Raw genomic sequence first — 11,764 nt, 5'->3', positions numbered from 1 at the left:
CGCTGGTCTGGGCTACGGGTTCCGGGGAGCGGGCTTCGCTTTCGTCTTCGGCGGCGGAGAGGTCGAAGCTCGAGGCTCCAGGAAAGGGCGCATCCTGCCCCCCTTCAGGACCGGGGCACGCGACCGGGCCGGGGCGTCCTGCTTCAACTCGGCCTTCACCTTCCGGTTGAGCTTGATGCCGCCCGCCTGGGCAGCGAGCCCGCCGGGCGCCACGCCCCCGGGGAGCGTCGTCGGCCCGGGACGCGGCTGCGCCCCTATTGCTGGGGCGAGGGCGAGCGCAGCGATGAAGACGAGAGCGCGTCGCATCGTTCCGACCCATTGTGTCACCCCGTCGCGTCGTAACATGTTCGATCGGGCCGGGGACGCCGCGCCGCGCCAAGCCCCGGCCGCGGGAGGACGCATGGTCGACAGAACGGACGATCCCAACGACCTCGACTCCGCGCCCGGCGGCGTCAGCCGTCGAGGCTTCCTCGGCTCGGTGGTCCCGGCAGCGGTCGGCGTCGTGGTGGCGAAGGATGCGCTCTCGGCTCCGCGGGCGGGGGCGACGCCCGTCGCCGAGCTCCCCGCGGCCGAGCCGTCGAAGCTGACGCTCGTCGTGAACGGGCGGACGCACAAGGTCCTCGTCGAGCCGCGCGACACGCTCCTGTCGGTCCTGCGCGAGAAGCTGGGCCTCACCGGGACGAAGCCGGGGTGCGAGCGGGGCGAGTGCGGCGCCTGCTCGGTCCTCATCGACGGCGTCCCGCGGTACTCCTGCCTCACGCTCGCCCTCGAGGCCGAGGGGAAAGAGGTGACGACGGTCGAAGGGCTGATGAACGGCGAGGAGCTCGGGCCGGTGCAGAAGGCGTTCGTCGAGGAGGACGCCTTCCAGTGCGGCTACTGCACGCCCGGACAGGTGGTTGCGGCCGAAGGGCTCCTGCGCGCCAGCCCGGAGCCGACGCTGGACGAGATCCGCCTCGGCATGAGCGGCAACCTCTGCCGCTGCGGCGCCTACGCCCACATCTTCAACGCGGTCGGCAAGGCCGCCACGCTGCGGAAGGGGAGGTGATTCCGTGACGGACCTTCTCTACTGGCTCCAGGGCCCCGTCCCCGAGACCGCCCCTCCGAAGGTGGAGATGCCGCCGTGGGGCGAGACGAAGGTGGTGGGCAAGCCGCTGCCGCGTGTCGACGCCTACGAGCGCGTCAGCGGCTCGGCCGTCTACCCGCTCGACTTCGCCCTCCCCGACATGCTCCACGCGGCGATCCTCCGCTGCCCGCACGCCCACGCCGTCGTGAAGTCGGTCGACACGAGCGCGGCGGAGAAGATGCCGGGCGTCCGCGCCGTGATCACCGGGAAGACGCCGGGCGCGGACATCCCGTGGTTCCGCGGGCGCGGCAAGTGGTATTCGAAGCTCTTCGACGAGAGGGCGCGGTACGAGGGAGACGAGGTCGCCGCGGTCGCCGCGGAGACCCGCGCCCAGGCGTTCGACGCGTTGAAGGCGATCAAGGTCGCGTACGAGGAGCTCGCGTTCGTCCTGGACCCGCGCGAGGCGCTCGCGTCCGACGCTCCGCCGATCCACGAAGGGACGAACCGCTACGGCGACCCGGCCGACTACGCACGCGGCGACGTCGCGGCGGGTTTCGCGGCGGCGGACGCCGTCGTCGAGGGGACGTTCTCGACCGCCTGCGAGATCCACTCCCCGATGGAGGTGCACGGATCGGTCGTGAAGTGGGACGGGAACCGCCTCACGGTCTGGGACACCACGCAGGGCGTCTTCGAGGTCCAGACGGCCGTGGCGCAGTCGCTGAAGCTCCCCCTCGCGAACGTCCGCGTCATCGGCCACTACATGGGGGGCGGGTTCGGCTCGAAGCTCGAGGCCGGGAAGTACACGGTCATCGCGGCGCTCCTGGCGAAGACGACGGCTCGGCCGGTCAAGCTCTTCCTCACCCGCGAGGAGGAGTTCCTCGCCTCCGGGAACCGCCCGGCGAACACGATGACCGTGAAGGTCGGGGCGAAGAAGGACGGCACGCTCACGGCGATCGAGTTCTCCTCGATCGGCTCCGGCGGGGCCTACCCCAACGGCGCGTCGACGTCCTTCCTCGCGACGGACCTCTACACCTGCCCGAACGTGAAGGCCCGCGACGAGAACGTCGCGATCAACGCGGGCCGGGCCCGCGCGATGCGGGCCCCGGGCTTCCCCCAGGGAGCGTGGGCGCTCGAGCAGGCGATGGACGCGCTCGCGGTCAAGCTCGGGATGGACCCCGTCGCGCTCCGGCTCGCGAACGTTCCGAAAGTGAGCCAGCGCCGCGGGAACCAGCCCTACACGTCGACAGGCCTCGCGGAGACGCTCCGCGACGGCGCGAAGGCGTTCGGCTGGAGTGAGGCGACGAAGCGCGCGAAGGGGGACGGACCGATTCGAAAGGGGGTCGGCGTCGCGTCGGCCCTCTGGGGTTACGGGGGAGGCCCGCCGGCGACGGTCGTCGTGAAGCTCTACGCGGACGGGAGCGTCAACGTGAACACCGGCGCCGCCGACATCGGCACCGGGACGAAGACGGTGATGGCGCAGGTCGTCGCCGAGGAGCTCGGCGTGCCGGTCGAGAAGATCCAGATCGAGCACGCCGACACCGGGACGACGCAGTACAGCGGGCCGAGCGGCGGCTCGAAGACGGTGCCGTCCGACATGCCGGCGGCACGCGCCGCGGCGATCGAGGTGAGGAACAAGCTCCTCGCAGGGGCCGCGGAGGACCTCAAGCTTCCCGTCGAGGAGCTGCGGCTCGAGGGTCCCGACGTCGTCTCGTCGAAGGACCCGTCGAAGAAGGTCGCCGTCACCGCCGTGAAGGCGCTCGAGAGGCACCAGGTCCTCGTCGGCGTCGGGACGCGCGGCCCGAACGTCGAAGGGAAGGTCATCTCGATGTTCGCGACGCACTTCGCCGAGGTCGAGGTGAACACGCGCACCGGCGAGGTGACGGTGACCCGACTCCTCGCCGCGCAGGACAGCGCCCGGGTCATGAACAGGCTCACTTTCGAGTGCCAGGTTCAGGGCGGCCTCGTCATGGGGCTCGGCCTCGGCCGGACCGAGGAGCGGGTCCTCGACCGCCAGACCGGGAAGATGTGCAACGCGAACTGGCACGACTACAAGATTCCGACGGCGCTCGACGTGCCGGCGGAGCAGAAGGTCCTCTCCGTCGACCTCGTCGACACCGAGTGCAATACCGCCGGCGCCAAGGGGGTCGGCGAGCCATCGACCATCCCGACGGCCGCCGCGATCGCAAACGCCGTCCACGATGCCGTCGGCGTCCGGGTCTTCGACTCCCCGATCACGCCGCCGAGGCTCGTCGCGCTCCTCTCCGGGCGCGGGAAGAAGGGGTGACGCGATGCTCCCGAGCTTTCGCTACGTCCGTCCCCGCACCGTCGCCGAGGCCGTGAAGGCCCTGTCCGAGCCGGGCGCGCGCGCCCACGCCGGGGGCACCGACCTCGTCGGCTGCCTGCGCGACGGCGTCTTCGGCGCGAAGGCCGTCGTCAGCCTCTCGGGCCTCGCCGAGCTGAAGGGAATTTCCGCGACGAAGGACGGCGGCCTCCGCATCGGCGCCCTCGCGACGCTCGCCGAGATCGCCCGCCACGCCGACCTCGCGAAGGGATGGCCAGCCCTCGCCCAGGGTGCCGCCGCGGCCGCGAGCCCGCAGCTGCGCAACCAGGGAACGCTCGGCGGGAACCTCTGCCAGCGTCCCCGCTGCTGGTACTTCCGCGGCGACTTCGACTGCGCGAGGAAAGGCGGTGAGACGTGCTACGCCGTCGAGGGCGAGAACACCTACCACGCGATCTTCGGCGGCTCGGGCTGCTTCATCGTCCACCCCTCGGACACGGCCTCGCCTCTCGTCGCGCTCCAGGCGACGGCGCGGATCGCCGGGCCGAAGGGAACGCGGAGCGTGCCGGTCGAGAAGCTGTTCGTGCTTCCCGCCGTCGATCACACCCGCGAAACCGTGCTGACCTCCGGTGAGGTGATCACCGACATCCTCCTCCCGGCGCCCCTCGCGGGCGGCAAAGGCCTCTACAAGAAGGTCCGCGCACGCGGCGCCTGGGACTTCGCCCTCGGCGGCGTCGCCCTCGCGCTGTCGGTGAAGGACGGCAAGGTCGCATCGGCCCGCGTCGTTCTCTCGGGCGTCGCCCCGACCCCCTGGCGCGTCCCGGAGGTCGAGAAGCTCCTCGTCGGACGTCCTCTCGACGCGAAGGTTGCCGCGGAAGCGGCCGAGGCCGCGGTGAAGGGAGCCGAGCCGATGTCGGGCAACGACTACAAGGTCCCGCTCGTGAAGGGCGCCGTCGAGGAGGCGCTCCTCTCCCTCGTCTGACCGCCGCAGAGTGTAGAAGGTAGACCTGACCCCCTTGGGTTCTCCGAGGGGGTCAGGTCTTGATTTTCTGTTCTGCGGGTCCGAGGAGGGTGTCGAGGGCCTGCATCTCCGCGACGATTCCGGCCCGCTCGGAGCGGAGGCGGGCGAGGGTGGGGCGACGGAAGAGCGAGAGGCCAAGCACGCGGAGGGCGGCGAGCGTCCGCTCCCACCGCTCGAGGAGCAGCAGGGCGAGGGTGCCGCAGAGGGGGAGCGCGAGGCCCGTGAGAAGGCCGAGGGGAAGGCCCCAGGCGAGCCCGGCCGCGGTGCCGAGGGCCAGCCAGGTGAGCGGGAAGAAGAGGAAGGCGCCGAGGACCTTGATCGTGGCGACGATGTCGGTGTTGCCGCGCGAGAGGCGCCGGGCGAGAGGGCCGATCAGGTTGTAGGCGGGCGCGTGAGCAGCCAGGCCGACGAGCGCGGGGGGAGCGAGAAAGAGCGCGACGAGGAGAGCTGCGAGCGCCGAAGCGGCGAGCTCGGCGCGGACCGTTCCGGCGTCGAGGTCGGCAGGAGAGAGCCCGGAGGTCGAGAGGACGCGGGCGAAGCGCTCGATGCGCGCCGAGATCGCCGCGTGGCGTTCGGGCAGCGATGCGCCGAGGAGCGCACCTCTCTCGAGGAGGAGGCGCCTGAGGGCGAAACGGGCGTCGAGCTCGGCTTCGCCTCCCGGCGCGAAGAGGCTCTCGGCGGCCGCGGCGAGGTCGAGGGTCGCCTGGTCGTCGGCCTGGAGCGTGGCCTCCTCCAGCGCGACGCGCAGCCGTCCCGTGAGAGCTTTCACGGCGGTCCGCGGCGGCTCGCCCTTCTCGTCGAGCGGGATCGGCTCGACCGTGAACGGCTCCGCGAGGCGCAGGAGCGCGCCGCTCCGGAAGATGTCCCTCGCCTCGTAGGTCAGGCCCGCGGGAACGACCGTCACGGGTCCCTCTGAGGCCGCGCCGAGGGCGATACGCGCCGCGCCCGATTTCAGCGGCATCAGGCGCGGCTCGTCGTGAGAGACGCCCTCGGGGAAGAGCGCGAGAACTCCGCCTCGCCGGAGCAGGTCCCGTGCCTTCGCAAAGGTCTCGCGGTTGCGCCGCACGTCCGCGTCGGGGTCCTGTGGCCGGTACACCGGGATGGAGTCGAACGCCTTTACGAAGAGGGAGACGAACGGCATCGAGAAGAGGGGCGACTTGGCCAGGAACGCGACGGGGCGGGGCGAGAGGCAGAGGAGGAGGAGCGGGTCCATCAGGCCGTTCGGGTGGTTGAGAACGAGGATCGTGGGGCCCGAAGCCGGAATGCGCGCGAGGCCCGAAGCCTCGATGCGGCGGTAGAAGACGCGCAGGACGAGGCGCGAGACGGAAGTGGCCGCGGTCCGGATCACCCGCGACGCCCCGAAAGGGCCCCCCAGGTCCAGATCGCCCCTCCGACGAGGAAGGCGATCGGGACGAGGAGGACGGCGGTCTCGAGGGACGACGCGTCGGAAAGGGCGCCGAGGAGCGGCGGCGAGGGAACGTCGCCGAGGACGTGGATCGTGAAGTTGCACGCCGCCACGGCCGCCGCCCGTTGCCACGGCAGGACGTCGTTGACGATGGCGGAGTTGATCGGGCCGGTGGAGGCGAAGACGAAGAGCTGCGCGACGACGAGCGCCGGGAAGTAGACGCGCGGATCCGGGACGGTCAGCGCGACGAACGCGAAGGGGACGGCGATCAGCGTCGCGACGCCGGAGACCCAGAGGTAGGCCTCCTTCGTCCGCTTCAGGAGGGCGTCGCCGAGGAAGCCTCCCGCGAAGGTCCCGACGAACCCCGTGACGACGACGACGAGGCCGAACTGGACCGTCGCCGCCTCCTTCGGGACGCCACGGACCCGCTCGAGGAACGCGGGCATCCAGAAGGCCATGCCGCCGATGCCGAAGGTGTAGGCCGCGTAGCCGAGGACGGCGATGCGGAAGGGCCGGTTCTTCGCGAGGGCGAGGTAGGAGCCCCAGCCGGTTTCGGTGGAGGCGCCCCTGGGGGGCGGCTCCCCCTCGTCGCTCGCGCCCCGAGGGGGGTCGGGCAGCGTGAGCGCCAGGAGCGCGAGGAGAAGGCCCGGGAGGCCGGCGACGAAGAAGGCCGCGCGCCAGCCGAGGTGCGCGTCGGCGTAGCCGCCGACGATGTAGCCGAGCGCGGAACCGATCGGAATCGCGCAGAAGAAGATCGCGTAGACCCGGCCGCGCTTCTCCCTCGGAAAGTAGTCGGCGAGGAGGCTCGGGGCGATCGTCCCGTAGGCGGCTTCGCCGATGCCGACGGCCGCGCGCGCGGCGAAGAGCGAGGCGAAGCTCTTCGCGAGCCCCGCGGCGGCCGTGGCGAGGCTCCAGACGAAGACGCCGAGCGCGAGGAGGCGCGGCCGCGAGCCCCTGTCGCCGAGGACGCCGAAGAAGGGCGAGGCGACCATGTAGACGACGATGAACCCGGTCATGAGCGCGCCCGCCTGCGTGTCGGTGAGGCGCAGCTCGGAGGCGCGCAGGCTCTCGACGAGCGAGGCGACGACGAACCGGTCGAGGTAGTTGAAGAGGTTGATGAGCGTCAGGACGGCGAGGCCGCGCGCGGCGAGCCGCGCGGGCACGGAGCCGGTGACGGGCGCCCTGGAGTCGCTCATGCGTGTCGGCGGGGTTTTACACGATAAAGAGCCCCCGCGACGGCCCGGCGGCGGAATCGGCCCGCGCGCGCCGCCGGAACGCCGCGAGGAGATGCCGCCACGTGGGAGATGACGGGTCGCGGCCGCAGGTGCGACGATCGGCGCCGTGGACGCCGACGTCGTCGTCGTGGGAGCGGGCGCTGTCGGGCTCGCGTGCGCGGCCGCGCTTTCGCGGACGGGGCTCTCGGTCGTCGTCGCCGAGCGGCACGCCTCGCCGGGGCAGGAAACGAGCTCGCGCAACAGCCAGGTCGTTCACGCGGGGATCTACTACCCGGCCGGGTCCTGGAAGGCCGGGCTCTGCGTGCGCGGCAACCGGAGCCTCTCGGCGTTCTGCGAGGCGCACGGCATCCCGTTCCGGCGGATCGGCAAGTGGCTCCTCGCGGTGGAGCCGGCGGAGGAGGAGCGTCTCGCCGAAGTCGCGGCGGGAGGGCGCGCGAACGGCGTCGAGCTCGTGGAGACCCCGATCGACCGCTTTCGCTCCGAGGAGCCTCACGTCCGTGCCGTTGCGGCCGTCCTTTCACCCTCGACCGGCATCCTCGACGTTCACGGCCTTCTCCGCGTGCTTCGAACGCTGGCCGAAGAGCACGGCGCGAGCTTCGCGTTCCGGCACGAGCTGAGGAGAGCCGAACCGATTGCCGGCGGCTACGAGCTCGTCTTCTCGGATCCCTCGGGCGAGGAGGTCCGGCTGACGACGCCGCGCGTCGTGAACGCGGCCGGCCTCGACGCGGATCGCGTCGCCGGTCTTCCCGGGCTCGACCCGGAGACCGCGGGGTACCGCCAGATCTGGACGAAAGGGAGCTACTTCCGGATCCGCTCCGCCCACCGCCCGCTCGCGCGGCGCCTCCTTTACCCCGTCCATCCCGTCGGATTCGGAAGCGTCCTCGGGATCCACCTGACGGTCGACCTGGACGGCGAGATGAAGCTGGGTCCCGACGTCGAGGTCCTCTCGACCCGTCGGCAGGACTATGCCGTGGACGAGGGGCGCCGGGACTCGTTCCTCGTGGCCGCCCGGCGCTTCCTTCCCTCGCTCGGGCCGGAGGACGTTTCTCCCGACCAGTCGGGAATACGGGCACGCCTCCAGGCGATGGGAGGCCCCTTTCGCGACTTCGTCATCGCGGAGGAGTCGGAACGGGGCCTCCCGGGTTGGGTGAACCTCGTCGGGATCGAGTCTCCGGGTCTGACCTCCTGCCTCGAGATCGCGCGGGAGGTGCGCGTCCTGCTCCCACGCTGACGACGTTCCCGCCAGCGCCGTTCCTCCCGGCCCCGGCACGGCGGGGCGCATCGTCTTCAGGGCCGTCCTGCTAGAGTCATCCTGGCGGTGTGACAGGCGAGAGGACCTGGCCGTGGAGGGACGATGACTTCGGCCGCCGGATTCCCCCCTGACGACGAAGCCTTTCCGCATGGGAGCGGACGGGGGGCGACGCCCGCCGGGGGACGAGAGGGTCGCTCCTGCCCGCTGTCGACGGTCCTCGAGGCCTCGCCTGACCCCGCCTTCCTGACGACGACGAGCGGAGCCGTGCTTGCGGCCAACGAGGCCGCTGCGGCAACGTGGCGTCGGGGGATCGGGGGAGGGAGCGAAGGGGAGCCCCTTTCGACGTTCCTCGCTGATGGTTCCGCCCAGTTGCTCGACGGTGTCGCTGCCGGAGGGAGCTCTTCGTGCGACGGCCGCGCCATCCTGGAGGACGGAACCGAGATCGAGCTGCGCCTCTCGGCCCGCCGCCTGGCCGACCCGGAGTCCTCGGAGGAGAGGCTGGTCGTCTTCGCGGCCGACGTCACGGCGGCCCGGCGCCTCGAGCGGGCGGCGGCCGTGCTCGGTGTTTCCCTCGACACGCCCGGCGCCGACGGATTCTTCGACCGCCTGGTCGAGGGCCTCGCCCGGACCCTTCGGATGGAGATGGCCATCGTCGGGCGGATCGAGGAGGGTGAGTCCCGGTGCGTGAGGACGCTCGCCGTCTGGGCGGACGGAGGCGCGGCCGCACCGTTCACCTACGACCTCCACGGCGCGCCCTGTGAGCAGGTCGTTGGACGGGTTCCGTGCGTCTTCCCCTGCCGTGTCGCGCAGCTCTTTCCGGAAGACCTCCTGCTCGCGGGAAGCGGGCTTTCCAGCTACGTCGGCGTCCCGCTGACGTCGGGTGGCGGAAGCCCTCTCGGTCTCCTCGCCGCGCTCTCGCGGCGCCCGCTCCACGACGGCGACTCGGCAGTCCGGGCCCTCGTTCTCTTCGCCGGGCGAGCCGCCGCCGAGATCGAGCGGCGGGAAGCGCGGGAGCAGGAGCAGCATCTCGAGGAGGAGAGCCGCCGGCTCGTCGCGTCGATTCCCGTAGGCCTGCACCGCTACCGGCTCCACGGCGACGGGCAACTCGTCTTCGCGGGGGCGAACCCGGCCGCCGACACGATCCTGGGAGTCGACCACCGCCCGTTCGTCGGCCGGACGATCGAGGAAGCGTTCCCGAGTCTCGCCGGGACCGAGATCCCCAACGCCTACAGGCGGGCCGCGTCGGAGGGGCTGCCGTGGCACGACGAGAGCGTCGTCTACTCGGACGGCCGGGTCGCGGGAGCCTTTCTCGTCCACGCCTTCCAGACGGGTCCCGGCGAGGTCGTCGCGTCGTTCCTCGACATCACGGCACGCCGCCGCGTGGAGGAGGCGCTCCGCGAGCGGGAGGGGCGGCTCGAGAGGCTCAACCGCATCCTGCGGACGATCACGCACGTCCAGGAGATCCTCTCGGAGGCGCGCGAAACAGGAGAGCTGCTCGGGCGGATCTGCGCCACCCTCGTCGCGGACCGCGACTACGTCTTCGCGTGGATTGGCCTCCTCGACGAGACCGGGAGCGAGGTGCGCCTCGCGGCCGCCTCCGGGCCCTGCGATCCGGCCCGTTTCCGGATCGACCTGAAGACGCTGCACGGAGGCCCGTCGTGCGGGAAGGCGGCCTTCCTCAGGGGAGCGGCCGTCCTCGTCGACGAGAGCGCGGGCGCGCTGTCCTGCCCGGAATGTCCGACCCTGTCGGAGCATCCGGAGGGAACGGCCCTGGCCCTGCCGCTCTGGAAGGGCGAGCGCGCCCTCGGTGTCCTCGTCGTGCACGCTCCCCGTCGGGGCGTGTTCGACGCCGAGGAGTCGAAGCTGATCGAGCAGCTGGCCGACGGGATCGCGACCGCCATCGACGGCATCGACGCCGAGGCGCAGCGCACGCGGGCCCGCAGGGAGAGGGCGTTTCGGGCCGACGTCGCCTCCGCATCGTTCCGGGAGGAGACCACGCCCGGGCTCCTCGACGCCCTCGCGCGGGCGGCGGGGGAAAGGTTCGGCGCGGCGGGCGCCCTCGTCGCCGAGTGGGACGAGAACCGCGGGCGCCTCTCGCTCGCCCGAGGGTGCGGCCTTCTCGCCGAAGCCGCCTCGAGCCCGCTGCTGGCGACGGAGGCGAAAGCCCTGCTCGGCGGAGGCCGGGAGCCGGGTGACGACGGCTCCGTCGCATCGAAGCTGGTCCCGGGAGCTTCCGTCATCGCCTGGCCGCTCAGGGACGGGGCGCACCCCCTGGGCCTGCTGGCCATCGCCGGGGGCCGCGATGGGATGGCGCTCGAAGCGGGCGCCGACGCCGCGAACCAGCTCTCTCTCGCCCTGGCGAAGGCACGCCTGCTCGAGGTGAACTCGGAGCGCGTCGCGACGCTCCTCGCTCTTCACGAAACGGGCGTCGACCTGGGCTCGAGCCTCGAGAGGGACGAGCTGCTGCGCGCGATCATCGACCGGGCGCAGGGCCTCGTGCACGCGACGATGGCCGGCCTCTACCTGGTGCGGGAGGACGGGAGGCTGAGCCTCGCCCTGGCGAACGGAGGCCTCTCGCGCTACGTCGGGGTGGTGCTCTCGTCCGGCGAGGGGGTCGCGGGAACCGTCGCCAGGACGCGAAAGCCGATCCTCCTCGACGACTATCGGGCGTGGCCGAACCGGGCGCCGGTCTTCGCGACTGCCGGCATCGGTTCCGTGATCGGAGTACCGGTCCTCTGGAGGGGTGAGGTCCTGGGGAGCCTCTTCGTCAACCACGAGGTGCCCGGGCGATTCGGCGCCGACGACGTGGAGACGGTCCGCCTCTTCGCCGAGCAGGCTGCGGTCGCCATCGCCAATGCCCGCCTCGTCGGCGACCTGAAGAGTGCAGCGGAAGAGCTGGCGAGTGCCTACGACGCCACACTCGAAGGCTGGGTCCGCGCGCTCGACCTGCGCGACAGCGAGACGGAGGGGCACACGCAGCGCGTGGTCGAACGGACGGTGGACCTGGCCCGCCGGGCCGGTATGGACGCCGCGGCGCTGGTTCACGTCCGTCGGGGCGCGCTCCTCCACGACATCGGCAAGGTCGGCATTCCGGACCGGATCCTGCAGAAGCCGGGCCCGCTCACCGACGACGAGTGGAAGGTGATGCGGCTCCACCCGACGTACGCAGAGGAGATGCTGGGCGGGATCGGCTTCCTGCGGCCGGCGCTCGACATCCCCGTCGCCCACCACGAGAAGTGGGACGGGACCGGCTATCCGCTGGGCCTCCGGGGCGAGCAGATTCCGCTGGCGGCGAGGGTCTTCGCGGTGGTCGACATCTGGGACGCGCTCATCTCCGACCGGCCGTACCGCAAGGCCGTCGCCGTGCCCGAGGTCCGCGACTACCTTCACCGGATCGCGGGGACCCATCTGGAGCCGCGTCTCGTCGAGCTGTTCCTGGCGACAGGGCCGGAATAGCGAAGGCCCGGTCGCACCGGGCCTTCGTGAGGAGAAGAGGGCGCGGGCGCCGGA

General features: G+C 71.9%; 8 protein-coding genes. 5 read left to right on the top strand and 3 right to left on the bottom strand.

The features are described from left to right. Positions 1-12: 12 nt before the first annotated feature. The gene (locus IPN03_21470; GenBank protein MBK9376221.1) at positions 13-306 is read right to left on the bottom strand and encodes a hypothetical protein; all 294 of its coding nucleotides are present in this window, start codon (positions 304-306) and stop codon (positions 13-15) included. Positions 307-400: 94 nt separating this feature from the next. On the opposite strand from IPN03_21470, the gene IPN03_21465 reads away from it, so the two are divergent. From IPN03_21465 to IPN03_21455, 3 genes are all read left to right on the top strand, one after another. After that, positions 401-1,045 (top strand): (2Fe-2S)-binding protein, encoded by a 645-nt coding sequence (locus tag IPN03_21465; protein ID MBK9376220.1) that lies wholly within the window; start codon positions 401-403, stop codon positions 1,043-1,045. Between the two features lie 67 nt (positions 1,046-1,112). Further along, entirely contained in the window at positions 1,113-3,347 is a 2,235-nt protein-coding gene (locus IPN03_21460) for a xanthine dehydrogenase family protein molybdopterin-binding subunit (protein ID MBK9376219.1), read from the top strand. A 4-nt stretch (positions 3,348-3,351) separates the two neighbouring features. Continuing rightward, positions 3,352-4,323, top strand: coding sequence for a xanthine dehydrogenase family protein subunit M (locus IPN03_21455; GenBank protein ID MBK9376218.1), 972 nt, complete (start codon positions 3,352-3,354; stop codon positions 4,321-4,323). 52 nt (positions 4,324-4,375) lie between these two features. Here IPN03_21455 and IPN03_21450 read toward each other — a convergent pair whose 3' ends face one another. Both IPN03_21450 and IPN03_21445 read right to left on the bottom strand, forming a co-directional pair. Further along, positions 4,376-5,710 (bottom strand): 1-acyl-sn-glycerol-3-phosphate acyltransferase, encoded by a 1,335-nt coding sequence (locus IPN03_21450; protein MBK9376217.1) that lies wholly within the window; start codon positions 5,708-5,710, stop codon positions 4,376-4,378. After that, positions 5,707-6,963, bottom strand: a complete 1,257-nt coding sequence (locus IPN03_21445) for an MFS transporter (protein ID MBK9376216.1) — start codon at positions 6,961-6,963, stop codon at positions 5,707-5,709. The genes IPN03_21450 and IPN03_21445 overlap by 4 nt, the downstream gene beginning before the upstream one ends. Before the next feature lie 145 nt (positions 6,964-7,108). Between IPN03_21445 and IPN03_21440 the strand changes: the two genes are divergently transcribed. Further along, the gene (locus IPN03_21440) at positions 7,109-8,233 is read left to right on the top strand and encodes an NAD(P)/FAD-dependent oxidoreductase (protein ID MBK9376215.1); all 1,125 of its coding nucleotides are present in this window, start codon (positions 7,109-7,111) and stop codon (positions 8,231-8,233) included. Between the two features lie 285 nt (positions 8,234-8,518). After that, the gene (locus tag IPN03_21435; protein ID MBK9376214.1) at positions 8,519-11,710 is read left to right on the top strand and encodes a GAF domain-containing protein; all 3,192 of its coding nucleotides are present in this window, start codon (positions 8,519-8,521) and stop codon (positions 11,708-11,710) included. Positions 11,711-11,764 lie beyond the last annotated feature (54 nt).

This window comes from Holophagales bacterium, assembly GCA_016719485.1.
Classification (GTDB): Bacteria; Acidobacteriota; Thermoanaerobaculia; order UBA5066; family UBA5066; genus UBA5066.
Note: the sequence above shows the minus strand (reverse complement) of the source record. Positions and strands in the feature narration are given on the sequence as shown.